The organism is Guptibacillus hwajinpoensis (assembly GCF_020524165.1).
GTDB lineage: Bacteria > Bacillota > Bacilli > Bacillales > Guptibacillaceae > Guptibacillus > Guptibacillus hwajinpoensis_D.
Map to the genome: position 1 here is coordinate 139,796 of NZ_JAIVKU010000004.1, position 24,017 is coordinate 163,812.

Genomic DNA, 24,017 nt, shown 5'->3' on the forward strand with positions numbered 1-24,017 from the left:
AGGAGGGAGCGAGGATGGAGATCCTATCTTTGCCTGCAGTTGGTTTTCTTGTCGTCTTACTTAGTGTGCTTTTCTTATTTGGAGAGTTGCTTGTTAAAGTAAAAGGATTTTTTGGATTGATTGGAATCTTGTTGCTGACTTTCTATTTTAGTTTTCATTTAACATCCCTATCTTCTATGTTTTGGATGGGACTTGTGTTCGCGGTTGGAATTGGATTGGTTATCTTGGATGGGAAATTATTGAATGACGGAACGTTTGGGTTGATTGGTTTAGCGATGATGGTAACGGCTGTAGCGATACCTTCTCCTACTTTTTTGTATGGACTACTTGTATCCAGTGGATTTTTAATTGGTACTGCAGCTTCGTTCCTATTTTTAAAGGTATTCCCTGCCAGGTCCATGTGGACGAAGATGACATTAAAGGATCGTTTAAGCAGCGAAATGGGATACAATTCAATGAATGCAGAGTATAAAGGTTTAGTTGGAGGAACAGCCGTTGCGCTAACACCATTTCGACCGAGTGGAACAATTGAAATGAATGAAAAAAAGTATAGTGCCATTTCAGCAGGAAGTTGGATCGATAAAGATACGGTAGTTGTCGTAACATCAGTAGATGGAACGCGAATTGTCGTAGAAGAAAAGAAAGAAGAAAGCAGACGTCATCCAATTTGAAAAATGAGCCTCGAGTCATAGATTCGGGGTTTTTTTCATACATTAATCTAATCCGTTTATCCCGATCTATAAACTAGGGTTGACAGATTGTTTGATAATAGTTAAGATTTAGAAAATAACTTATCAAGAGAGACCGAGGGACTGGCCCTATGACGTCCAGCAACCTGCCTGCGAGGCAAGGTGCTACTTCCAGCAAAATGGAGTCCATTTTGGAAGATAAGCTGAATCAAGGTAACTTGGTCTGTCTTTCCAATTTGGGAAGGCTTTTTTAGTTGTTTAGCCTCTCCTATAGATTATGAAGAGTAAGGGAGGTTGCAAGATGGGGAGCAAGGAGCAGAACTTTTCAGACGTTGCAGCGCGTATTGAGCGAATGCTAAGCACGTTAAAGTATGGATCGATCACACTTGTTATTCAAGATGGAAAGGTGATCCAGCTTGAAAGAAATGAGAAAGAGCGACTTTAATTGTAGCGCTGACTAGAGACACTAGAGGCGGTTCTAACCATAGAGGTTAGGACTGCCTCTTTATTTATGATGATTTAATTGGAATAGGAGGTTTTGTAATGGAATGGTTATATGAGAGCTGGTCAGGTGAGGAGCCGGAATTCGATCAGCATTCAAATACTAAAGGAGCATTGGAAGTGCTCGATTGGGCTTATCAAACTTATAAAGAAGACATCGTCTACGCGTGTAGTTTTGGTGTCGAAGGTGTTGTTCTCATTGATTTGATATCTCGAGTGAATGAGACGGCGGAAATCGTTTTTTTAGACACCGGTCTCCACTTTAAAGAAACGTATCAGTTGATCGAGAAAGTGAAAGCGAAATATCCAAAACTTCGGATAAAAATGAAACAGCCAGAGGAGTCAGTCGAAGAACAGGCATTAAGTAAAGGAGAAGCGCTTTGGGAACGTGATCCAGGTCAATGTTGTAACTTGCGTAAAATTGTTCCATTACATGAAGAGCTTGATAGTGTAAGTGCCTGGATATCAGGTTTAAGGAGAGAACAGTCCCCTCTTAGGCAAAAAACGAATTATTTAAATCGTGATGAGAAATTCAAGGCGATCAAAGTTTGTCCACTTATTCATTGGACATGGAAAGAAGTTTGGCGGTACGTGTATGAGAATGACTTACCATACAATCCTCTTCATGATCGAGGGTATCCGAGTATTGGCTGTGCTGTATGCACGGAAAGTGTATTGAATGGAAGTGATTCTAGAGCTGGGAGATGGGCAAATCAAGAGAAAACAGAATGCGGCTTGCATCTTGATTCGGCATCAAGCCGATGACGATTATAGTTATTAGCGTGGCGCTATTTTTTGCTATGAATATTGGAGCAAGTGGTGCTGCTGCATCGATGGGCGTTGCTTATGGAGCGGGAGCCATTAAAAATAGATACACAGCTTTAGTGATATGTGCAATTGGAATTGTAGCAGGAGCCACTTTCGGTGGAGGAAATGTCATAAAGACAATGGGGAGCGGCATTATCCCTTCATCTGTACTTAGTTTAAAAGTAATCTTAATTATTTTCATAGCCGCTACCACAGCCCTTTTTTTAGCAAATATGTTGGGTATCCCCTTATCAACCAGCGAAGTGACTGTTGGTTCGGTGGTAGGAGTAGGGATTGCTTACCGTGCATTGTTCTTTCCAAATATTTTGGTCATTATGCTCTTATGGATCATCATCCCTGTTATTGCCTTTGTGGCAGCTTTAATAGTGGGAAAAGGATTGGCAGTTCTAAAAATGCGGTTCAAACTAACGCCACGATGGAAAAAAATCCTTACCATCGTTTTAATCTTAGCAGGATTTCTTGAAGCTTTCTCGGCAGGAATGAATAATGTGGCCAATGCGGTTGGTCCCCTTGTCGGAGCGGGGGTTCTTTCTCTATCACATGGAGCTCTGTTAGGAGGAGCATTTGTGGGGCTAGGTGCACTTGTGTTTGGAAGTCGTGTACTTGAAACGAATGGTTACCGCATTACACGTTTTTCATTAGGGGAAGGCTGTGCGATATCGAGTACAAGTGCAGGACTTGTTATAGGTGCTTCGTTATTTGGAATTCCAGTTCCACTCACACAAGTCACTACTTCTTCAATCATTGGAATCGGAACAGCGAAAGATGGTTTTCAACTCTGGCAAAAAGATGTGATTACGAGAATGTTAAAGGTTTGGGCTGTTTCACCGGTTTTTTCCTTAGTTATTTCGTATAGCATGATTAAACTTTTTCTAGAAAGTGATTTGTACACATTAATTGTAATAGGCAGCGTTATTCTTGCAACGGTCGGATCAGGAAGCTTAATCCGATCCATTCGCACACAAAAAAGAACGTTACAAGAAAAAGAAAGTTTATAATTCATTTTATTTTGGAGGGACTACTATGACAACAATTCATGCGCACGGTGGAAAGTTAATAAATCGTTTTAACCCGGATAAAAAGATAAATGGAATTCATAAAGAAATTGAATTAGATAAAACAGCTTTAAGCGATCTCGAATTAATCGGAACTGGGGCTTATAGTCCATTAACTGGATTCCTTAATGAGGATGATTACAATGCCGTGGTCCATAAGCTTAAACTAGGAAACGGTTTACCCTGGAGTATTCCGATCACGTTACCAGTGACGGATGATGTCGCTGAAAAAATTGTTATTGGTGATGAAGTGAAGCTTATCAGAGAAGGAACTGTGTATGGAACAGTTACCGTAGAATCCATCTATAAACCCGATAAGGTTGTAGAAGCAAAACATGTTTATTTAACAGAGGACAACGATCATCCGGGCGTGAAGAAAGTCTATGATCGGCCAGACGTGTATATTGGTGGACCTATTACACTACTTAAAAGAAGTGAAAAAGGTCAATTCGATCGCTATCATTTTGATCCAGCTGAAACAAGAGCTTATTTTGAAAATCAAGGTTGGAAAACGGTAGTTGGATTTCAAACAAGAAATCCTGTTCATCGTGCTCATGAATACATCCAAAAAACCGCCCTTGAAACAGTAGATGGGCTGTTCTTAAATCCACTTGTAGGTGAAACAAAGTCAGATGATATTCCAGCAGAAATTCGGATGGAAAGCTATGAAGTCTTGCTTGAAAATTACTATCCTGCTGATCGTGTTCATCTGGGGGTTTTTCCGGCTGCGATGCGCTATGCCGGACCAAGAGAAGCTATTTTTCATGCACTTGTTCGCAAAAACTTTGGATGCACACATTTTATTGTAGGAAGAGATCATGCTGGTGTAGGTGACTATTATGGCACATATGATGCACAGAAAATCTTTAGTCAATTTTCAAGTGAAGAATTGGGCATTACACCGCTCTTTTTTGAACATAGTTTCTATTGCAAGAAGTGCGATAGCATGGCTTCTGCGAAGACGTGCCCTCATGGAAAAGAACATCATGTCATTTTATCGGGTACGAAAGTACGGGCGCTTTTACGTAATGGCGAGCAACCACCTGCCACATTCAGTCGTCCTGAGGTAGTTGAGATACTCATTAAAGGAATGAGCAAAAAGGCCGTCAAAGCTTAAGGAGGAGATTTGAAATGACAGTGAACCATAATTTAACCTGGCACGATACAGTTGTAACAAAAGAAATGAGACAGCAAAAGAATGGGCATAAAAGTGCTGTTCTTTTCTTTACGGGGTTGTCTGGTTCTGGTAAATCAACACTTGCGAATGATGTTTCAAGGAAGCTCCATGAATTAAACATTCAAAGCTATGTACTCGATGGAGATAATATTAGACAGGGATTAAACAATGACCTTGGTTTCAAAGAAGAAGATCGGAAGGAGAATATAAGGCGTATTGGTGAGGTTTCAAAGCTCCTCGTTGATAGCGGTCAATTTGCAATCACAGCTTTTATTTCCCCTTTTCAGAGTGATCGACAGGTTGTTCGTGAACTTCTCTCAAACGATGAGTTTATTGAAGTGTACGTAAAGTGTCCCCTAGATGAGTGTGAACTTCGAGATCCTAAAGGATTGTACAAAAAAGCTCGTAGTGGAGAAATCCCTCATTTTACAGGGGTTTCTTCTCCTTACGAAGAACCAATTAATCCTGAATTAACAGTTGATACGTACAGGGAAAGCAGAGAAAAATGTGCAGAGATTGTTCTTTCTTATCTTGAGAATCATCAGTTAATTACGACCGGAGCATTCAATCAAGCGTAAAAGTTAGGTTTTATGAAATAAATCGCGTTATCGAGGAGGAAATGAAATGGGGAAAGTTTTCCTAGTTGGAGCAGGGCCAGGTGACATAGATTTAATCACAGTAAAAGGTGTGAAATGCATTGAGCAAGCAGATGTCATTCTTTATGATCGACTAATTAACAAAGAACTATTAGAGTACGCCAAAGAAGGCGTTGAGCTCATTTATTGTGGCAAGCTACCAGATTATCACACTTTAAAACAGGAAACCATCAATCGTTTTCTCGTAAAGCATGCGCTGAAAGGAAAAGTCGTGACAAGATTAAAGGGAGGTGATCCCTTTGTGTATGGCAGGGGTGGTGAAGAAGCTGAAGCCCTTTCCAAACACGGTATTCCGTTTGAAGTTGTACCGGGCATTACTTCAGGGATTGCAGCTCCTGCATATGCGGGTATACCAGTCACTCATCGCGAATTAAGTTCTACATTTGCTTTTGTAACGGGACACCGTAAAGAAGGTGAAGAAGAAGAATTACGCTGGGAAAGCCTCGCAAAAGGAATCGATACCCTTGCCATTTATATGGGAGTAAAAAATTTACCGTATATCTGCTCCATGCTCCAGAAATATGGAAGGGAGAAAGAGACCCCTGTAGCTCTCGTTCACTGGGGAACAACACAAACTCAACAAACAGTGACAGGCACACTTGAAACAATAGTAGATGAAGTAAAGAAAGCGGAAATCCAAAATCCAAGTATGATTGTTGTAGGTGAAGTTGTAAACTTAAGGTCGAAATTGAAATGGTTTGAGACATCTGAAGATCCACATGTTACGAAGACGGTTGTTAGCGCATTATAGGAGGTGAATAATCGTGAAAGCTGTTCTCTATATTTGTCATGGAAGTCGAGTGAAAGAGGGAAGAAATCAGGCGGTAGAATTTGTTAGTAAATGCAAAGAAGATCTTTCTTATCCCATTCAAGAAACCTGCTTTCTGGAGCTTTCAAAACCGAATATATATGAGGGTATCATCACATGTATGGAACAAGGTGCGAAAGAAATTGTTGTAGTACCCGTTTTGCTTCTGGCAGCAACTCATGCGAAAAAAGATATTCCAAACGAAGTTGAACGTATTTCTAGAGAATTTCCGTGGATAACTTTTCACATTGGGCGTCCTTTAGGTGTTCATGATAAGCTGATTTCGGTCATTGAAGAAAGAGTAATAGAAATGGGCGTCCCTCTTCAAAAGGATGCTACTGCGTTACTTGTGGGGAGGGGAAGTAGTGATCCTGATACAATAAGTGACCTAGACCAAATCGCTAAACGGATTCTAGAGAAAATGCCGTTTCAAAAAGTGTCTGTGTGCTATCTTGCAGCGGCGAAACCGACATTTGATGAAGGAATTAAACAGGCTCAACTAGGTTCAAATAGTCAAGTTTTTGTCATTCCATATCTTTTGTTTACAGGTATACTAATGAAAGAAATGGAACGAAAAATAAGTAGACTTGAAAAGGGTGGTCCAGATTTTAATCTGTGTCACTACCTTGGATACCACGATTTAGTGACAGAGGTATTGAAGGAAAGGGTTGTAGAAGCATTTGAGACGAGGGTAACGGTATGAGCGAGTATCCCGTTTCTCTAAACTTGACAGGGAAAAGTGTTCTTATAGTGGGGGGAGGTCGTATCGCCTTAAGAAAGATTAGAGGTTTGCTTGGGTGCGGTGCGATTCTTACAGTGATAAGTCCTGAAATGAATGAAGACATCAAGAAACTTGTAAATACCGACAATATTTATTTAGTTGAACGGGAAGTTAGAGCGAGTGATTTACAAGACGTATTTTTGATTATTGTAGCGACAAACTCGTTTGAAGCGAATGAATTTGTCATGAATCAAGCGGGAGATCATCAGCTAGTCAATGCGTCTCATCAGGCTGATCGAGGGAATGTGTCTTTACCTGCTACACTAAAACGAGGGAGACTAATTATTTCTGTTTTTACAGGGGGAGCAAGTCCGCTCCTCGCAAAGAAAATTCGAGATGATCTCTCTGTTCAGTATGATGAGTCTTATAGTGAACGTGTGGAGTATTTATATGAAAAAAGGTTGTCGATAAAGAGTGAGAACAGAAGCGAGAGTGAAAACAGGAAAGTATTAGAAAATGCTGTGAATCATGCATTAAACGATTCACCCGAAATCAATTAGTTTAAACAGATACATAATCGATTGGTCATTGTAATGATTCTATTGAGGAAGACGTAAAAAGAGGAGCCCTGGCTCCTCTTTTTACGTCTTATAAAACATTAAAGTATCTTCCTTCTGGATGGGCAAAAACCATGGCAGTAACAGAAGCTTCTGGTTCCATCATACATCCATCTGTGAGTGCTATCCCTATATCTTCTGGTCGAATCAGTTTAAAAAGTTTTTTCTGATCATCTAGTTCAGGACAAGCGGGATACCCAAATGAAAAGCGTTGGCCCTGGTACTTTGCTGAAAAGCGATTTTGCATTGTGAAATCCGTTGGGTCAGGAAAGCCCCATTTATCACGCATCAACTGATGAACGTGTTCGGCAAGCCCTTCTGCTGTTTCAAGCGCAAGTGCTTGTAGCGCATGGCTTTCCAGATAATTCCCCTGGTTTTTTAACTCTACTGAACGTTCTCGAATGCCTCTTCCTGCTGTAACTGCAAAGAACCCAACATAGTCCATCTCGCCGCTAGATACAGAGCGAAGGTAATCTGCAAGACACAAGAAAGGTTCTTTTGGTTGACGTGGAAATGAAAATCGTTCAATGATCGTTTGATGATCATAAGGAGAGTAAATGATGACATCATTTCCATCAGATTGTGCTGGGAAGAACTGATATTTCGCTGAAGGTTGTATCCAACTTTCATTTTTGGCATGTGTTAAAAGCTGATCCACCACCTCTTTTAAATGAACGGCTTTCTCGTTTTTTTCTGCAAGTAGTCTTGATACCTTTCCTTTAAGCCCGAGATGATGACCGATTAGCATTTGCATATTGATGTAGGGTTCGATATGGGCAACCGAGTAGTTTCTTAAAATATGAGGTTCTAGATCATACGGTTGATGAACTCGTACATCAGTCGATACAGTAGAAAATGGTTTAACGGCAAGCGCTGTTCCGCCGTTTGAAATCGGTTTTGAGTGCAACTCAGAAGAAGCTTTTTTGGTCGCATGTTCTTCTACGAGTTTTCTTTTTTCTTCTTCGTTACTTAACTGGTTTGAAAGTGCTAATCCTTCCATAGCGTCTTTTGCATAGAAAACAGGTCCATCATATTCAGCAGAAATTTTGTTGTCGGTAAATTTTCGTGATAGGGCGGCGCCTCCTACCATGATGGGTATCGAGATTTTAGCTTGCTTCATATCTTGAGCAGTCAACACCATTTGCTGAGCAGATTTAACGAGTAGTCCAGAAAGACCGACAAAGTCTGGCTGGTGGTCTTGAACCTGTTTAATGAGGTCGGTTGGTGTAACCTTAATGCCAAGATCAATGACTTCAAAACCATTGTTACTTAATATGATTTCGACCAGGTTCTTACCAATATCGTGCACATCACCTTTTACAGTCGCTAAAAGTACTTTTCCTTTCGAATTAGAAGAATCTTCTTTTTGCATATGAGGTTCAAGGAAAGCGACAGAGGCTTTCATAACTTCTGCACTTTGAAGGACTTCTGCAACAATTAATTGGTTATCGTTAAATAATTTCCCGACTTCTGCCATCCCTTTCATTAAAGGGCCATTAATGATTTGAAGCGGTGATTCATATTGAACCAAAGCTTTTTCTAAATCGGGAATAAGTCCTTCTTTTGTACCTTCAACGACATACAAGGCAAGACGTTCCTGAAGTGTGAGCGTGGAAGTCTGCACTTTACTTTCTTTCTTTTTGCCCCGATAAAATGCAGTGAAATCTGCTAGTGTCTGATCATTTGTTTGAAAAAGGAGCTCGTCGGCAAGCTGTACTTCTTTCTCAGAAATAGAAGCATATCTTTCGAGCTTTTCGGTATTCACGATCGCATAATCTAATCCGGCTTTTGTACAGTGGTACAAGTAAGCAGCGTTTAATACTTCTCTTCCTACTGGAGGAAGACCAAAAGAAACGTTACTTATGCCAAGGATTGTCTGACAGTCTGGTAATTGCGATTTAATGAGGCGTATCCCCTCGATGGTTTCGGAAGCTGAGCCAATGTATTGCTCATCACCAGTACCAATTGGAAAAACAAGCGGGTCAAAAATAATATCAGATGCGTTAAGTCCGTATTTTGAAACGAGTAAATCATGAGATCGTTTAGCAATTTCGAGCTTACGTTCTGCTGTAATCGCCATGCCGGTTTCGTCAATTGTACCAACGACAATGGCAGCGCCGTACTTATGAATAAGAGGAACGACAGCTTCAAAGCGTTCTTCACCATCTTCAAGATTAATGGAATTAATGATCGCTTTCCCTTGTGAATAAGAGAGAGCTTTTTCGATAACTGCATCATCAGTAGAATCGATGATAAGAGGGGTTTTAACCTTATTTACAACATATTTCATAAAATTTTCAATATCTCTTAATTCATCACTATCTGGATTTGCGAGGCAAATGTCAATTACCTGAGCCCCTTTTTTTACTTGTGAGCGAGCAATTTCTGACGCCTCTTCAAACTTTTCTTCTGCGATCAGGCGTTTAAATTTCCTTGAACCAATCACATTTGTTCGTTCTCCAACGAGTATAGGTCTGGTGCTATCATCGTATATAAATGGTTCAATTCCAGAAACGGCGTGAGGATGACTCGCAGGAGCTTTTCGAGGGTGTAGTCCTTTTATAGCCTCTGAAATGGCTTTTATATGAGCAGGAGTTGTTCCGCAACAGCCACCGACAACGTTAAGCCAACCTTTTTCAACAAAGCCAGAAATTTTAGCTGCTAAGCTTTCGGGGGTTTCGTGGTAATTTCCTTCTTCGTCAGGAAGACCAGCATTGGGATAGCAGCTTACTGACGTTGTAGCTAATTCAGAAAGGGAGCGGAGATGATCTCTCATAAACTCTGGTCCTGTTGCACAATTTAGTCCAACGACTGCTGGATTCATATGTTCAAGCGATAAATAAAATGCCTCAATACTTTGACCAGCGAGTGTTGTGCCCATCGGTTCAATAGTCCCCGAGATCATTAAAGGAACGGTCATCCCCAATTCCTGAAATGCTTTCGAAATACCAATATAAGCAGCTTTTACGTTAAGCATATCCTGACTAGTTTCAATTAATAGAAGATCGACGCCTCCGTTTAGTAAGCCTCTAGCCTGAATGGCATATGAGTTCGAAAGTGATTCAAAAGTCGTTCCGCCTGTGACGGATAATGTTTTGGTAGTTGGTCCCATGGCGCCTGCAACAAAACGTGGTTGAGTTGTTGTGGTTACTTTATCAGCAGCCTCCTTTGCAAGCCTTGCAGAGGTGTAGTTTAGCTTTTCTGCAAGATGACCGAGATCATATTCATCTAAGACAAGATCTGTTGCTCCAAAGGTGTTTGTCTCAATAATATCTGCTCCGCTAGCTAAGTACTCTTCATGGATCGAGGAGATAAGCTCTGGCCGAGTTAAGGATAAGTATTCATTACAGCCTTCATATTCTTCACCACCAAAATCAGTAGCTGTTAGATTAGCCTGTTGAATCATTGTTCCCATAGCTCCGTCAAGAACAAGGATTCTCTTCGTAAGTAGATCTTCAAATGAGGTGTAGGCCATTTCGATTCTTCCTTTCTTCTGCAAGGCGAGTTTTCTCGTTAATGTATCGCGTTAATTCTACTGTTAATTCATAACGCAAGAAGGGGGTGATTAAATAAATTCCATTAAATAAATCAAATGCAGCATCGATTAACGACTTCGCGATTGCAAGCCCTGCTTCAATTGATTGCGTTGAATCTTTAGCGTGTAACATACGATTGCGTATGGAATCGGATAGCTTAATTCCCGGTACTTCATTATGGAGAAATTCAGCATTTCGGTAGCTTGTAAGTGGCATGATCCCAATGTAAATGGGACAAGTTAAATGTTTCGTCGCTTCATAGACTTCTAGTACCTGTTCTTCGTTGTAGATGGGTTGACTTATAAAGTAATCCGCTCCACACAGCTGTTTTTTTTCAAGTCGTTCAACAGCTCGGTCTAGATGGCGTACATTCGGATTAAAGGCAGCTGCTATTGAAAATGAAGTTTTAATTCCAAGCGATTTACCAGAATAAGAACGTCCTTGATTAAATTGTTTCATTAAACGAATGAGGTCAAATGATGAGACGTCGTAAACCGAAGTAGCGCCAGGGAAATCACCGATTTTAGTAGGGTCACCTGTTACGGCAAGAACTTGATTAATTCCAAGTGTATGAAGCCCCATTAAATGGGATTGTAAGCCAATTAAATTTCGATCACGACAGGCAACATGAACCAGTGGTCGAACATTATGCTGAGCTTTAATCATAGAAGCCATTGCTGTATTGCAAATTCGAGGTGAGGCAAGTGAGTTATCAGCGAGCGTAATCGCATCAACGCCAACTTCTTGCAGTGCCTTTGTACCCTCAAGATATTTATCAATGGATAATTTCTTTGGAGGATCGAGCTCAACGATAACAGATCGCTGTTTCTTTGCTAGTTCATGTAAGTGAGGCAACCTTTCTTCTTCGAAATCAATGATTCTAGACTCTTTTTCGTTAACAATTACTTCTTTCCTGGTAATAGGTTTTAGTCCCTTTAGTGCACTAGCTGCTGCAGCTATATGATCAGGTGTGGTACCACAGCAACCACCAATCAGTCTAACGCCTTGTTGACGTAGAGCTTCTGCACTTTGTTTGAAATAGTCTGGTGCGGTAGGATAAACAAGACGCCCCTCCTCATAATCAGGTAAACTCGCGTTAGGATAAGCAGAAAGAAAACCATTTGATAGAGGCACCTGTTCTAAGGATTGAATCATATGATAGGGGCCGAGTCGGCAGTTAACGCCGGTTACATTAGCTCCGGCGTTCTCGAGCTGTTTTAAGGCAGCAGCAAGAGAAGTGCCATCTTGTAGAATGCCTGGCTCATGCATTGAAACCTGTGCAATTAAAGGCAAATCTGTTTCCTTTCGAGCAATTTCAAGTACAGTCATGATCTCTTCTAGATCGTAATACGTTTCCAATAAAAGACCATCGACTCCCTCTAATAGAAGACAATATAACTGTTCTCTGAAGCTACGCTTAATTTCATCAAGGGGTGTCGATCTTGTATTTATCCCTCGTATTCCTCCTATTGTGCCAAGAACGTAAGTAGAGTCTGTCGCGGCCTTTCGAGCGAGTTTAACGCCTTCTGTATTGATTTCTTTAACGAGGTCTTCGAGGCCATATCTCGATAGCTTGCTATAGTTCGCGCCATACGTATTGGTTTGAATCACATCTGAACCAGCATGAACATAAGCTTGGTGAACATTTAGGACTTGATCCGGATGTGAAAGGTTCAGCGCTTCAAAACATTGATCGATGCCGTATGAATAAAGAAGGGTGCCCATGGCGCCGTCGCCGATCAGAATTTTGTGCTCTAGATCTTCAAGTAAGCTCATCCTTTGGCACCTCCGGCTGTTGAAACAGGGGCGTAAAGTTTAGTTATGGCAGCAAACCCTTGTTTAAAGTCTTGAAGCAAGTCATCAGCATTTTCAAGACCCACGGATAAGCGTAACAAGCCATCTGTAATGCCACGCTTGTTACGTTCGGCAGCTGACATTGATGCGTGAGACATTCTTGCAGGGTACGAGAGAATCGATTCAACCGCACCAAGACTAACGGCGTATACTGGGAGTTTCACGTGCTTTGTAAATAGTCGAACAGCGTTTTCATCAGGTAGTCGAAAAGATAGGACTGCGCCAGGGCCAGCTGCCTGGTAAAGGTGAGTCGAATGCCCCTGGTGGAAAGAAAATCCAGGATAGAACACCTCTTCAACAAGCGGCTCCTTAATTAGTGCATGAGCAAGTCGGAAAGCCGACCTTGAAGATTGCTCGAGCCGACAATGCAATGTTTTTAATCCGCGAAGTACTAACCAAGAATCATGGGCACTTAAAACAGAACCAAATGAGTTTTGTAAAAAGGCGAGTTTTTCACCTAACTTTTCATCTTTAACCACGGCAAGACCAGCAACTACATCACTATGTCCTGCAATAAATTTTGTTGCACTATGAAGAACGATATCCGCACCGAAATCCAGCGGTCTTTGAAGAGCCGGTGTCATAAAGGTGTTATCTACAAACGTTAAACAATGATTCGCTTTTGCTAATTTAACGACGGCTTGAATGTCAGTCACTTTAAGTAACGGATTAGAAGGAGTCTCAATGTAAATCACTTTTGTATTCGATTGAATCCCACTCGCCACTTGATTTAAATCAGTCATATCTACAAAAGTATGGCTAATTCCAAATCTTCCAAGAACATCATGGATCATCCGATAGGTCCCGCCATAAACATCTTCTGAAATCAAAACATGGTCATGTTGAGAGAGCAGCATAAAAGAGGTAGCGATAGCTGCCATACCGGAAGCAAATGCAAATCCCCTAACACCACATTCAAGATCTGCAATCGTCTCTTCTAATGCTTCACGAGTAGGATTACCAGAGCGACTGTAATCATATTTTCCTGGCTGATCAAAATCTAATTGATGGAAGGTTGATGCTTGTTGTATTGGAACACTGACGGCTCCTGTGCTTTTATCAAATTTATGATCGTTGTGAAGAAGTTTCGTTTGAAATGTATATGAATTAGTCGGCATGTCGCACACCATCCTCTTTGAAAATTGCTAGCGCTTGATCCAAATCTTTAACTAAATCGTTGATTAGTTCAATACCTACCGAAAATCTTAGAAGCCGATTACAAACACCTTTCTCTAGTCTGATTTTTTTGGGGATATCCGCATGTGTTTGAGTGGCTGGGTAAGTAATAAAGCTCTCAACGCCTCCAAGACTTTCCGCAAATGTAATCAGCTTCAAGTTCCTAAGGAAAGGATCGACCCATTCTTCAGACTGTAATCTAAATGAAAGCATCCCGCCTTTTTCAGGGTAGAAAACGTCTGTAATGGCTTCATGTTTTTTTAAGTACTCTGCGACAGCTTTTGCATTTTCCTCATGTTGCTTAAGTCGAAGAGGCAATGTTTTCATACCTCGAATGAGCAGCCATGAGTCGAACGGGGATAGAACAGCTCCAGCGCCATTTTGATACTGTTCAATTTCGGCACAGAGGCTTTTTCCTTTGGCAATGATAAGGCCTGCAAGCACATCATTGTGACCTCCAAGGTATTTCGTTGCGCTGTGGATAACGATATCTGCTCCAAGTAGGAGAGGATTTTGTAGAAGGGGGGTGAATAACGTATTATCCACGATTGACAATAAATTGTTTGTTTTAGCAATTGATACGATTTCTTCAATATCTGTTAATTTCATTAGTGGATTTGAAGGGTTTTCGATAAAGACCGCCCTTGTTGACTGCTTTATTAATGGTGTAATCGTCTCGATTTGTTGGCTATCGAAATAAGTGAACGATAAGTTGAAATGCTTTTCAGCATGAGCGAATAGTCGATAGGTGCCTCCATATAGGTCATCTGAAACGAGAATATGATCACCACTTTTGAATAGGGAGATAATAGCTTGGATAGCTGACATCCCAGAACTAAATGCGAAGCCTTGATCCCCGTGTTCGAGTTCAGTTACTGCAGACTCGAGGATCGAACGAGTGGGGTTTTTCGTCCTTGAATAATCAAAACCGGTGGAAACGCCAATCCCTTCATGCCTATAGGAAGTAGAGAAATAAACGGGAGGATTCACGGCACCTGTTAGAGGGTCTGATCTATTACCTAACTGTGCAAGTAACGTATTGTAATGGTTATTAGACATAATCAATCTCCTTTTCTTTGAGTAAGGGCAATAAAAAAAAAGCCCTCTATAAGAAGAAGACTTTGGTTGCTCTTCTTCTTATCTTCCAAGTTGAGTTCAACTTGCTGGAGTTAGCACCTTTCCAGAAAATATCCGGTGGTTGCTGAAGCTTCATTGGGCCAGTCCCTCTGCTTCTCTTGATAAGAATTGAAAGTATATGGAATTGTATTGTGTCGCTTTTTTCATAATCTACATCACTTTAAAGCGAATTGCAAGTGATTTGAGGAAATAATCAAAATTTTTCTTCGGATGAATTCGGTCTTTCATTCGTTACGCGCTTTTTTGGAAGAGGAATTTCTTTAATTGTTAGGTATAGTAGCATGATTGCCACAAACCAGTAGAGAAGAAATCCAAATGGTACAGTTGTTTTTATTAAAGCCATGATGGTAAAAAACAAGGTTGGGATCGTAACCGAATAAACGGATAGGATCCAAAGCTGTTTATAGGAGGCTTTTCTGCCGGCAAGGGACTTTAGGAATAACCCAATTGTCGCTAAAACGGTAATTCCAATAAATTTAAGACCTGTCTGGAATAAATAGACCACAAAGATTAAAAGTGGGATAAAAATAGGCAGCAAATCATCAAGATTTTTAGTGAGTTCATTTACCTCTTGTTTCGTAAAAGTCATTGAGCTGAAATTACTGTAATTAAACTCCTGCCTAGTTCCGTTGTCCATTACGATAATCCGATCTTTTAGGAAAGCTATAGCTGAATCATATGAATCCATATCATCAGGTTTAAATTCATCTGTCGCATCAAATATAAATGTGTTTTCATCTTCTCTTTTTATTAGTGGTTCTGACTGGTCACTTGTTAAAGAGCCGTTTTCTAACGTGAATTCAGGCAATTCCGACATATGTACTTTAAGATTTTCGTAAGCGTTGGTAAACGAAACGGCAGTCATAACCCCTATCGGTACGGAAGATAGAAGCATAAGGAGAAAGACATATAATATTGGTTTTCCTAGTTTTTGAAACCGAAACCGCGCCATCATCTTGGGCGAGAATAGGCTATAATACAGCTGTTTAAAAACGTTCAAATGAAGAAACTCCTTTCTGGGTGAGTGAGGTTACTCCCTTAATCCAGTTTATCTTATATAAGGAGAAGGGAACAATAAACTTGTTGAAACTTTCTCGAAATAAAGTTGATGAAATCATAATATCTTTACAATTCTATATTAACTCTTTACAAAGGGGGGAGCGATGTAGATAATAGACAAGGGACTTTGTTGAGTATTGTCGAAAAAAATAAAACATGGTGCAAGGGGTTGAAATGATGGAACTCAACGTTCAGGAGATGATCTTTCAGTTTGTGGGAGGTCTTGGTATTTTCCTGTTTGGACTAAAGTATATGGGAGATGGCCTTCAACGATCAGCAGGCGATCGATTAAGAGACATACTTGATCGGTTTACGACGAACCCATTTATGGGTGTACTCGCCGGGATCATTGTCACGATTCTCATCCAAAGTAGTTCAGGAACAACGGTTTTAACAGTCGGTCTTGTTAACGCAGGATTTATGACTCTAAAGCAAGCGATTGGCGTTGTAATGGGAGCAAACATTGGAACAACTGTTACAGCATTTATTATTGGTTTTCCTATTAAGGATTACGCCCTCCCAATTATTGCGATTGGTTCACTATTAATTTTCTTCTTTAAAAACAAGAAAATTAATTACGCAGGACAAATTGTATTTGGTTTTGGAGCGTTATTCTTTGGACTTGAATTAATGAGTACAGGAATGAAACCACTTCGTAGTCTTGAAGCTTTCCATGAACTCACATTGAACATGAGTTCGAACCCATTATTAGGCGTTGTCATTGGGACAGTATTTACTGTGATTGTACAAAGTTCCAGTGCAACAATCGGTGTACTACAAGGGCTTTATTCACAGAATGCGATGGATATTCAAGCTGCATTACCAGTTCTGTTTGGGGATAACATTGGAACAACAATTACAGCAGTTCTTGCTTCGATTGGTGCCTCTGTTGCAGCTAGACGCACGGCGCTGACACACGTTATTTTCAATTTAATCGGAACAGCGATATTCTTGATATTCTTGTTTGCCTATACACCATTTATTGAATATCTTAGAGATTCGTTAAATTTAACACCAGAAATGACAATTGCATTTGGACACGGTATCTTTAATATAACGAATACGGTGATTCAATTCCCATTCATTGCTGGGCTTGCATTTCTTGTTACGAAAATTATACCTGGTGATGATGCAACGATTGAATATAAACCAAAACACCTGGATCCAGTATTTATCGAACGTTCTCCTTCTGTCGCATTAGGACAGGCTAAAGAAGAAGTGATTCGAATGAGTGAATTTGCATATAAAGGTGTTAAGGAAGCATCTAACTATCTCATATCTAAAAGTCAAAAGAGCGCAGAAAAAACGGCTCAGTATGAAGAAGCTATTAACAATCTTGATAATCGAATTACAGACTATCTCATTCAGCTATCAGCAACTTCTTTATCTGGAGATGAATCAACACGACACGGTATGTTAATGGACTCTGTTCGTGATATCGAGCGTATTGGTGATCACATGGAAAATATTGTTGAACTAGTAGATTATCAAATCAGCAACAAAGTCAAAATGACTGACGTTGCAATGAAAGATCTAGATGAAATGTTTAATCTCACTCTTTCTGCACTTAATGAAGCCTTTGATGCGCTTGATAAATGGGATGTAGCTAAGGCTCAGGAAGTTGTGAAGCTAGAAGATAAGATCGACAAAATGGAAAGAACACTTCGTAAGCAGCACATTCTTCGACTAAATGAGGGTGAATGCACGGGAAGTGCTGGAATCGTTTTTGTTGATATTATTAGTAACCTTGAGCGTATTGGTGATCATGCGGTGAATATCGCAGAAGCCGTTATTGGAGAAGAATAACCATTTGAAGCAGAGGGAGGCCTCTGCTTCTTTTATTTGGCGAGATTTCCTAAATTATATAGAAGGAAAATAAATTTTCGGATAAAATAGACTACAATTGAGGGGGAGGGAAGAAGGTATGGATATTCTAGTTTGGGGTCTGATCATTGCGGCTTTTACGATTGCGTTTATTGGATTAATTTATCCGATTATTCCAGCAGTCCTATTTATTTATGTTGGTTTTATTTTGCATGGTATCTTTTATGATTTCGATTCAATGACCTTTTCTTTCTGGGTCATTCAGGTGCTGCTTACTCTTTTATTATTCGTGGCAGATTACGCGAGTAATTTATTTGGTGTCAAAAAGTATGGAGGATCGAAAGCAGCTATTTGGGGCAGTACGATCGGTTTGTTAGTAGGCCCGTTCATTATTCCGTTTGCTGGAATTATTCTTGGGCCATTTATAGGAGCGGTAGTAGCGGAGTTACTGGTTCATCGAAAACCATTCAAAGAGTCTGTGCAAGTTGGAGTAGGATCTTTGCTCGGTTTTCTTGGTGGTGCAGTAATGAAAGGGCTGCTACAAGCCATCATGATCATCGTATTTTTAGTCTATATTTTGTAGTTCTTGATGGTAAAATAAAAGAGTGATATAGTGTTTCTATCATTCATTTTTAATACTTTGCAATTAAATTTTAAAAACGTATTGACGCTTCTTTTGAATATATGGTATATTAGTTCTTGTCGTTAAGAGATATTCCACAGTAGCTCAGTGGTAGAGCTATCGGCTGTTAACCGATCGGTCGTAGGTTCGAATCCTACCTGTGGAGCCATATGGCGGTGTAGCTCAGCTGGCTAGAGCGTACGGTTCATACCCGTGAGGTCGGGGGTTCGATCCCCTCCGCCGCTACCATATAACATATGAATAACCATGGCGGTTGTGGCGAAGTGGTTAACGCACCGGATTGTGATTCCGGCATTCGTGGGTTCAATTCCCATCAGCCGCCCCACTAAATACATAAGGACCCTTAGCTCAGCTGGTTAGAGCTGACGGCTCATAACCGTCCGGTCGCAGGTTCGAGTCCTGCAGGGTCCACCATATGGATTTCGGAGGAATACCCAAGTCTGGCTGAAGGGATCGGTCTTGAAAACCGACAGGGGCTTAGTCGCCCGCGGGGGTTCGAATCCCTCTTCCTCCTCCATTTTTCTGAAAAGTGGTTTACGAAAAGATGCAGCATCGTTACATTTATATTGTCACTGGGTGGAGCAACGAGCGTTACATCACTGAATCAACATCGAGTTGTTTCGACGGATACGCATCGAAGCATTCCCTTTTAGAGGAAGAAACAGTGCACAGTATAATGAAGCAGGTGTAGCATGATTACATTCATATTATCGCGGGGTGGAGCAGTTCGGTAGCTCGTTGGGCTCATAACCCAAAGGTCGCAGGTTCAAATCCTGCCCCCGCAACCAAAATTAAATTTTAACTACGTCGATTAAACATCGAAGCTAAAATTTAATAGGAGTCCCCTAGGGGCAACCTAAGCTCATAGTAAGGCCAAATTACTTTTAACGTAAATGCAAACTACATACTAATTAAAATTAATACTGATAAAATGATTTGGCTCTGTAGCTCAGTCGGTAGAGCAGAGGACTGAAAATCCTCGTGTCGGCGGTTCGATTCCGTCCGGAGCCACCACTCAATAAAGATCCCACTCGTCATGATATGGCGAGTTTTTTTGTGTTTTCTCCTTTCTGATGTTTAATTCCATTCCCTGTGGGGAAACTTTACTTGTGTTGCGGAGATTCAAAGGTTTATTATTTGAAAACGCATGAAAAATCTGCTAGTGTAAACTTGTGACGACATCATGTTCAAGTGGCAATGAACGTTGCCCTGACAGCAAGTTACATATTAATTTAAGGAGGAGATTCACAATGGCTAAATTTGAACTACCAGAACTACCTTACGACTACAATGCACTAGAACCACACATCGACGAAGAAACAATGAAGATCCACCACGACAAGCACCACAACGCATATGTAACAAAATTAAATGGTGCACTTGAAGGTCACGAGGAGCACGCATCAAAAAGCCTGGAAGATCTTCTTGGCAACTTAGATGCACTTCCTGAAGGCATTCGCACTGCTGTACGTAACAATGGTGGCGGACATGCGAACCACTCACTTTTCTGGCAACTGCTAAGCCCTAACGGCGGTGGAGAGCCATCTGGTGATCTAAGCGAAGCGCTTAAAAAGAAATTCGGCAGCTTTGAAAGCTTCAAAGAAGAATTTGCTAACGCTGCTGCTGGCCGCTTTGGTTCAGGTTGGGCTTGGCTAGTAGTAAAAGGCGGAGAGCTTGAAGTAACAAGCACACCTAACCAGGATACTCCAGTTATGGAAGGTGTTACACCTATCCTTGGTCTAGATGTTTGGGAGCATGCTTACTACCTTAAGTACCAAAACAAACGTCCTGATTACATTAGTGCATTCTGGAATGTTGTTAACTGGGATGAAGTTGCTAAGCGTTACGAAGCAGCTAAATAAAACTAGTGAGGAAAGCCCCCCGCAGAAATGCAGGGGGCTTTTTTATATTATTCGATCAAAGTGTAAACCGCTCCAAAATGATCAAGTATATGATTTATTAGAAAATCGGTAAAGCTACAACCATTTTCAAAGTCGCTAGGTGAACATAGAAGGATTTGTTTATTTGATATGGTTAATGAGATCTTTTCATTTCGATAGTTGATCCTCCAATAGTGGGTCATTTTATTTATAAAATAAGAATTATGATCTGCACTTATCAAGTATTCAATGCGTTGAAGTAATTGATCTCGAAGCTTTTCATTAAGGTCGTCCGTTCGATATAGAAAATAATACATAACTAGTCCCCTTTTAAACATAGTTTATCCTTTTTGATTCGTCCGCATAACGAGCAGGAATTAAGTCAAAATAAGGGTGGATGAAAAAAGGGGAGTTTCAGATGAAAGTGATAAAACATATGATCGGTGAGATAGAAGTAACAAGAGATTTATTGTTATTGCTAACAATCGGTGGTTTATATGCTCTGAGCATCGCACTTTCAAATACGTTTGTGAATGTGTATTTGTGGAAGCAGTCCGGAGAGTTTGCTGATATCGGTATCTATAATCTTGCCGCGGTGATTAGCCAGCCACTAACCTTTATCCTTGCAGGAAGATGGGCGAAGAAAATGGACAGAGTGATCGTCTTACGAATTGGCGTCATTTTTCTAGCTCTCTTTTATATAACTGTTCTTTCTTTAGGTCAGAATGCGAGCCATTTACTGGTCTTACTTGGCGCCTTACTTGGAATTGGATTTGGTTTTTATTGGCTGGCATTTAATGTGTTAACATTCGAAATTACGGAGCCAGAAACCAGGGATTTTTTTAATGGTTTTCTCGGTTTACTTACCTCATTTGCAGGTATGATTGGTCCGATATTTGCGGGTGTCATTATTTCAAGTCTTGAAGCATTTACAGGATATAAAGTGATTTTTGGCGTTTCACTTGCTTTGTTTTTTGCAGCTGTTATTTTAAGTTTTTTTCTTGAACGTCGATCTGCGAAAGGGAATTTTTCTTTTACGCGAATCTTTCAAGAAAGGAAAGTTAATACCGATTGGCTAAATATCTTGCACGCTCATTTTTTTCAAGGAATAAGAGAAGGGACCTTTATTTTCATTATTGTTGTGCTCGTTTTTATTACGACAGAGAGTGAACTAGCAATTGGAACATTTGGGCTAGTGAATTCTGCAGTATCTTTCTTGGCCTACTATCTAGCTACGCGTCTTATAAAGCCTAGGTTCCGTAAAAAAGCCATTTTATATGGTGGCCTCATTCTATATGCGTCTGTCTTTCTGCTCGTTACAGATTTAACATTTGCACGGTTGCTAACATATGGAGTGTGTATTTCTCTTGCTTATCCGCTTCTACTGGTGCCGTATATTTCACTCACGTATGATGTCATTGGCAAGGCATGGAATGCTGCTGAAATGCGCATTGAGTATATTGTCGTTCGAGAAGTCTACTTAAATCTTGGGCGAATTGTCTCCATTCTTTTGTTCCTGTTAACAGTGAAGTTGTTTAACGATGAAAAAAGCATTCCCATCTTGTTATTAATTGTCGGAGCAGGACATACATTTATTTACCTTTTTGTTAGGAAGCTTCAATCAACTCCAGCAACGATCGTTGACCCTTCTCCAGACCCGTTACAATAGCTCATTAGTCCCTTTACTTTTTTATTATCACTAAGTATAGTAAGAAGAAGAGAGATCAGAGGCACCTGTCTGGAACAGGTGCCTATATTTGTTTGAGGGAAGGGAGTCTATCGTGAAAGCTAAGAAAAAGAAAAACCATGTACCTTTTAGGTTAAATATATTATTTTTATCTGTATTCCTTTTGTTTTCTACCTTAATTCTTCGACTCGGTGTGATACAGATTGTTAATGGAGAAGAGTACGAGCGCGTTTCTGAGCAAACAGAGAACGTGACGGCAGAATCAACTGCACCTCGTGGGAAAATGTATGACCGTTATGGACGAGTTCTTGTTGATAATAATCCTGAGTTTGCGCTTACATACATTCGGACACAAAATACAAAACAAGCGGAAAGACTCGAATTAGCCCGAAAATTAGCAGGTTATATCGATAAAGATACAGATGATGTCATCGATCGAGATCTTAAGGATTATTGGATTGTAACGAATCCAGATAAGGCGAAGAAAAAATTAACCAATAAAGAATGGGAAGAATTGGAGACAAGTGAAGCGTATCAACTCCAGATCGATCGGATTACTGATACTGATCTAGAAGAAATTAAAAACAATCCTGAAGAGTTAGAAGTGGCAGCAATAAAAAGGGCAATGGATACTGGATATGCTTTATCATCTCAAACAATCAAAATCGGTTTGACAGAAGATGAAATTGCAAAAATAAGTGAAAACCTCGGATCGTTACCGGGTATCGAAATTCAAGCTGATGCTACAAGAGAATATCCTTATGGAGATACGTTGCAAACTATATTTGGCAGAGTAGGGCCGATCCCTAAAGATGAGCTGAATTATTTTGGTTTGAGAGATTATGATCGAAACGATAAAGTTGGGATCAGCTATCTTGAAAAAGAATATGAAGAATATTTAAAAGGGCAAAAAGAAAAGCAAACCTACGTAACAGATAAATCTGGTGAACCAATAGGTGAACCAAAGGTGATTGAAGGACAAAGAGGAAATGATCTGGTCCTTTCACTGGATATTGATCTTCAAAAGGAAGTTGAGAAAATTCTTGATGAAGAGCTTAATGATGCGAGGCAATATGGAGCAACAAGAGGATATGTTGTCATGATGGATCCAAATACTGGTGAAATCCTTTCGCTAGCAGGTAAAGAATATAGAAGTGGGGAATTCAAAGACCGCACTTTTGGGGTTATCGGGGATTCTTATGCGATGGGATCGACGGTTAAAGGAGCAACGGTGTTAACAGGTTATCAATATGGTGTTATTAACCCTAATACAACGCTAGTGGACGAAGTATTATACTTTAAAGATGAAGGTAAGAAGTCGTCCTATACAGCAAATGCGATGGGACCAATTTCAGATCTTGTTGCTTTGCAACGATCTTCAAACGTGTATATGTGGAAAATCGCCATGGAAATGGCTGGTTATGATTATGCTCCTTATGAAAGTAGTAGTTATGACCCCAAAGCCTATGATGAACTAAAAGAATCCTTCTCTCAGTTTGGTCTAGGTGTGAAAACGGGGGTTGACCTACCTGGGGAAAGTGCAGGATTAAATGGCGGTCTGAGTGAGTTTGGGAAAATTCTGGACTTTGCAATAGGGCAGTATGATACCTATACACCTATGCAAATGGCTCAATATATTTCTACTATTGCTAATGGAGGGTATCGCATTGAACCTCATATTCTAAAAGAAGTTCATGAACCTTCTGAGAAAGATGGTTTGTCTAATACCATTCTTTTTCAGAATACCCCTGAAGTCCTTAATAAAATTAAAATGAGTGAAGACGAAGTTGCGCATGTACAAAAGGGAATGTGGATGGTAATGAATACGGCAAACGGTACTGCAGGTACACATTATCCATATTTCCAAAGTGATGATTATCAAGCAGCCGGAAAAACTGGTACCGCACAAATTGGCGATGGCTATAATTTAACACTTGTAGGTTATGCTCCTTATAACAATCCTGAAGTAGCGATCGCTGTTGTTATTCCAGAAGTGAATGATTCTTCATCTGGTTATGTAAATAAAAAAATTGGTGGGCGTGCCTTGGATGCCTATTTCGATTTAAAAGAAGAAGCGAAGAAACCAATTGGATACAAAGAAGATGCTGAATAAAAAACCGCCTAAAAGCGGTTTTTTATTTTTATATAAGTACCATGAGTAATGACCTG

20 protein-coding genes, 7 tRNA genes and 2 riboswitches are annotated in these 24,017 nt (G+C 40.3%); of the genes, 21 read left to right on the forward strand and 6 right to left on the reverse strand.

The genetic code is table 11. The features are described 5' to 3' along the window. Positions 1 to 14 precede the first annotated feature (14 nt). From LC090_RS07710 to LC090_RS07750, 9 genes are all read left to right on the forward strand, one after another. Positions 15 to 671: an NfeD family protein gene (locus LC090_RS07710; protein ID WP_226656887.1), complete on the forward strand. Its 657-nt coding sequence runs from the start codon at positions 15 to 17 to the stop codon at positions 669 to 671. Positions 672 to 788: 117 nt separating this feature from the next. Further along, positions 789 to 894: riboswitch (SAM riboswitch) on the forward strand. A gap of 96 nt (positions 895 to 990) precedes the next feature. After that, entirely contained in the window at positions 991 to 1,134 is a 144-nt protein-coding gene (locus LC090_RS07715) for a YezD family protein (RefSeq protein WP_224591871.1), read from the forward strand. Positions 1,135 to 1,232: 98 nt separating this feature from the next. Next, on the forward strand, positions 1,233 to 1,955 hold the full coding sequence (locus tag LC090_RS07720; protein ID WP_226656889.1) for a phosphoadenylyl-sulfate reductase: 723 nt from the start codon (positions 1,233 to 1,235) through the stop codon (positions 1,953 to 1,955). After that, positions 1,952 to 3,016, forward strand: coding sequence for an inorganic phosphate transporter (locus tag LC090_RS07725; protein ID WP_226656891.1), 1,065 nt, complete (start codon positions 1,952 to 1,954; stop codon positions 3,014 to 3,016). Before LC090_RS07720 ends, LC090_RS07725 begins: the two co-directional genes overlap by 4 nt. A 25-nt stretch (positions 3,017 to 3,041) precedes the next feature. Then, entirely contained in the window at positions 3,042 to 4,190 is a 1,149-nt protein-coding gene (gene sat, locus LC090_RS07730; RefSeq protein WP_226656893.1) for a sulfate adenylyltransferase, read from the forward strand. A gap of 14 nt (positions 4,191 to 4,204) precedes the next feature. Continuing rightward, the gene (cysC, locus tag LC090_RS07735) at positions 4,205 to 4,828 is read left to right on the forward strand and encodes an adenylyl-sulfate kinase (protein WP_255648055.1); all 624 of its coding nucleotides are present in this window, start codon (positions 4,205 to 4,207) and stop codon (positions 4,826 to 4,828) included. 46 nt (positions 4,829 to 4,874) lie between these two features. Beyond that, complete coding sequence (gene cobA, locus LC090_RS07740; RefSeq protein ID WP_226656895.1) at positions 4,875 to 5,657, forward strand: uroporphyrinogen-III C-methyltransferase; 783 nt, start codon at positions 4,875 to 4,877, stop codon at positions 5,655 to 5,657. A 13-nt stretch (positions 5,658 to 5,670) separates the two neighbouring features. After that, a complete protein-coding gene (locus LC090_RS22125) occupies positions 5,671 to 6,417 on the forward strand; it encodes a sirohydrochlorin chelatase (RefSeq protein ID WP_226656897.1) in 747 nt (248 codons plus the stop codon). Next, a complete protein-coding gene (locus LC090_RS07750; RefSeq protein ID WP_226656899.1) occupies positions 6,414 to 6,995 on the forward strand; it encodes a precorrin-2 dehydrogenase/sirohydrochlorin ferrochelatase family protein in 582 nt (193 codons plus the stop codon). Before LC090_RS22125 ends, LC090_RS07750 begins: the two co-directional genes overlap by 4 nt. Positions 6,996 to 7,083: 88 nt before the next feature. Here the strand turns inward: LC090_RS07750 and metH are convergent, their stop codons facing one another. The 5 genes from metH to LC090_RS07775 all read right to left on the reverse strand — a co-directional run bounded on the left by metH (position 7,084) and on the right by LC090_RS07775 (position 15,755). After that, a complete protein-coding gene (metH, locus tag LC090_RS07755; protein WP_226656901.1) occupies positions 7,084 to 10,527 on the reverse strand; it encodes a methionine synthase in 3,444 nt (1,147 codons plus the stop codon). Next, positions 10,508 to 12,364 (reverse strand): bifunctional homocysteine S-methyltransferase/methylenetetrahydrofolate reductase, encoded by a 1,857-nt coding sequence (locus LC090_RS07760; RefSeq protein WP_226656903.1) that lies wholly within the window; start codon positions 12,362 to 12,364, stop codon positions 10,508 to 10,510. Before LC090_RS07760 ends, metH begins: the two co-directional genes overlap by 20 nt. Next, positions 12,361 to 13,560: a cystathionine beta-lyase gene (gene metC, locus LC090_RS07765; RefSeq protein ID WP_226656904.1), complete on the reverse strand. Its 1,200-nt coding sequence runs from the start codon at positions 13,558 to 13,560 to the stop codon at positions 12,361 to 12,363. The genes LC090_RS07760 and metC overlap by 4 nt, the downstream gene beginning before the upstream one ends. Beyond that, entirely contained in the window at positions 13,550 to 14,677 is a 1,128-nt protein-coding gene (locus LC090_RS07770; RefSeq protein WP_226656905.1) for a methionine biosynthesis PLP-dependent protein, read from the reverse strand. The genes metC and LC090_RS07770 overlap by 11 nt, the downstream gene beginning before the upstream one ends. Positions 14,678 to 14,752: 75 nt before the next feature. Further along, positions 14,753 to 14,863, reverse strand: a riboswitch (SAM riboswitch). Between the two features lie 85 nt (positions 14,864 to 14,948). Beyond that, entirely contained in the window at positions 14,949 to 15,755 is an 807-nt protein-coding gene (locus LC090_RS07775) for a DUF1189 domain-containing protein (protein ID WP_226656907.1), read from the reverse strand. Between the two features lie 236 nt (positions 15,756 to 15,991). On the opposite strand from LC090_RS07775, the gene LC090_RS07780 reads away from it, so the two are divergent. The 10 genes from LC090_RS07780 to LC090_RS07825 all read left to right on the forward strand — a co-directional run bounded on the left by LC090_RS07780 (position 15,992) and on the right by LC090_RS07825 (position 20,143). Then, positions 15,992 to 17,620, forward strand: coding sequence for a Na/Pi cotransporter family protein (locus LC090_RS07780; protein WP_226658412.1), 1,629 nt, complete (start codon positions 15,992 to 15,994; stop codon positions 17,618 to 17,620). Positions 17,621 to 17,738: 118 nt separating this feature from the next. After that, positions 17,739 to 18,221 (forward strand): DUF456 domain-containing protein, encoded by a 483-nt coding sequence (locus LC090_RS07785; RefSeq protein ID WP_226656909.1) that lies wholly within the window; start codon positions 17,739 to 17,741, stop codon positions 18,219 to 18,221. A 133-nt stretch (positions 18,222 to 18,354) separates the two neighbouring features. After that, positions 18,355 to 18,429: transfer RNA gene (locus LC090_RS07790), tRNA-Asn, on the forward strand. A 3-nt stretch (positions 18,430 to 18,432) separates the two neighbouring features. Next, positions 18,433 to 18,509 (forward strand) — tRNA-Met (locus LC090_RS07795). Between the two features lie 21 nt (positions 18,510 to 18,530). Further along, a tRNA-His gene (locus tag LC090_RS07800) sits at positions 18,531 to 18,606 on the forward strand. Positions 18,607 to 18,618: 12 nt separating this feature from the next. Further along, positions 18,619 to 18,695, forward strand: a tRNA-Ile gene (locus LC090_RS07805). Positions 18,696 to 18,705: 10 nt separating this feature from the next. After that, positions 18,706 to 18,798 (forward strand) — tRNA-Ser (locus LC090_RS07810). A 194-nt stretch (positions 18,799 to 18,992) separates the two neighbouring features. Beyond that, a tRNA-Met gene (locus tag LC090_RS07815) sits at positions 18,993 to 19,069 on the forward strand. Between the two features lie 150 nt (positions 19,070 to 19,219). Next, positions 19,220 to 19,295 (forward strand) — tRNA-Phe (locus tag LC090_RS07820). Between the two features lie 236 nt (positions 19,296 to 19,531). After that, entirely contained in the window at positions 19,532 to 20,143 is a 612-nt protein-coding gene (locus LC090_RS07825; protein WP_226656911.1) for a superoxide dismutase, read from the forward strand. A gap of 47 nt (positions 20,144 to 20,190) precedes the next feature. Here LC090_RS07825 and LC090_RS07830 read toward each other — a convergent pair whose 3' ends face one another. Then, a complete protein-coding gene (locus LC090_RS07830; protein ID WP_226656913.1) occupies positions 20,191 to 20,478 on the reverse strand; it encodes a hypothetical protein in 288 nt (95 codons plus the stop codon). A gap of 101 nt (positions 20,479 to 20,579) precedes the next feature. Here LC090_RS07830 and LC090_RS07835 point away from each other — a divergent pair, with 101 nt between their 5' ends. After that, positions 20,580 to 21,830: an MFS transporter gene (locus tag LC090_RS07835; protein ID WP_226656915.1), complete on the forward strand. Its 1,251-nt coding sequence runs from the start codon at positions 20,580 to 20,582 to the stop codon at positions 21,828 to 21,830. Between the two features lie 112 nt (positions 21,831 to 21,942). Further along, positions 21,943 to 23,961 (forward strand): peptidoglycan D,D-transpeptidase FtsI family protein, encoded by a 2,019-nt coding sequence (locus LC090_RS07840; RefSeq protein WP_226656917.1) that lies wholly within the window; start codon positions 21,943 to 21,945, stop codon positions 23,959 to 23,961. Positions 23,962 to 24,017 lie beyond the last annotated feature (56 nt).

Coding starts and splice junctions, on each gene's coding strand:
- LC090_RS07725 (WP_226656891.1), top strand. CDS start 1,952: ATGACGATTATAGTTATTAGCGTGGCGCTATTTTTTGCTATGAATATT.
- LC090_RS07825 (WP_226656911.1), top strand. CDS start 19,532: ATGGCTAAATTTGAACTACCAGAACTACCTTACGACTACAATGCACTA.
- LC090_RS07760 (WP_226656903.1), bottom strand. CDS start 12,364: ATGAGCTTACTTGAAGATCTAGAGCACAAAATTCTGATCGGCGACGGC.
- cysC (WP_255648055.1), top strand. CDS start 4,205: ATGACAGTGAACCATAATTTAACCTGGCACGATACAGTTGTAACAAAA.
- metH (WP_226656901.1), bottom strand. CDS start 10,527: ATGGCCTACACCTCATTTGAAGATCTACTTACGAAGAGAATCCTTGTT.
- LC090_RS07720 (WP_226656889.1), top strand. CDS start 1,233: ATGGAATGGTTATATGAGAGCTGGTCAGGTGAGGAGCCGGAATTCGAT.
- LC090_RS07750 (WP_226656899.1), top strand. CDS start 6,414: ATGAGCGAGTATCCCGTTTCTCTAAACTTGACAGGGAAAAGTGTTCTT.
- LC090_RS07770 (WP_226656905.1), bottom strand. CDS start 14,677: ATGTCTAATAACCATTACAATACGTTACTTGCACAGTTAGGTAATAGA.
- LC090_RS07780 (WP_226658412.1), top strand. CDS start 15,992: ATGGAACTCAACGTTCAGGAGATGATCTTTCAGTTTGTGGGAGGTCTT.
- LC090_RS07715 (WP_224591871.1), top strand. CDS start 991: ATGGGGAGCAAGGAGCAGAACTTTTCAGACGTTGCAGCGCGTATTGAG.
- LC090_RS07710 (WP_226656887.1), top strand. CDS start 15: ATGGAGATCCTATCTTTGCCTGCAGTTGGTTTTCTTGTCGTCTTACTT.
- LC090_RS07830 (WP_226656913.1), bottom strand. CDS start 20,478: ATGTATTATTTTCTATATCGAACGGACGACCTTAATGAAAAGCTTCGA.
- cobA (WP_226656895.1), top strand. CDS start 4,875: ATGGGGAAAGTTTTCCTAGTTGGAGCAGGGCCAGGTGACATAGATTTA.
- sat (WP_226656893.1), top strand. CDS start 3,042: ATGACAACAATTCATGCGCACGGTGGAAAGTTAATAAATCGTTTTAAC.
- LC090_RS07835 (WP_226656915.1), top strand. CDS start 20,580: ATGAAAGTGATAAAACATATGATCGGTGAGATAGAAGTAACAAGAGAT.
- LC090_RS07785 (WP_226656909.1), top strand. CDS start 17,739: ATGGATATTCTAGTTTGGGGTCTGATCATTGCGGCTTTTACGATTGCG.
- metC (WP_226656904.1), bottom strand. CDS start 13,560: ATGCCGACTAATTCATATACATTTCAAACGAAACTTCTTCACAACGAT.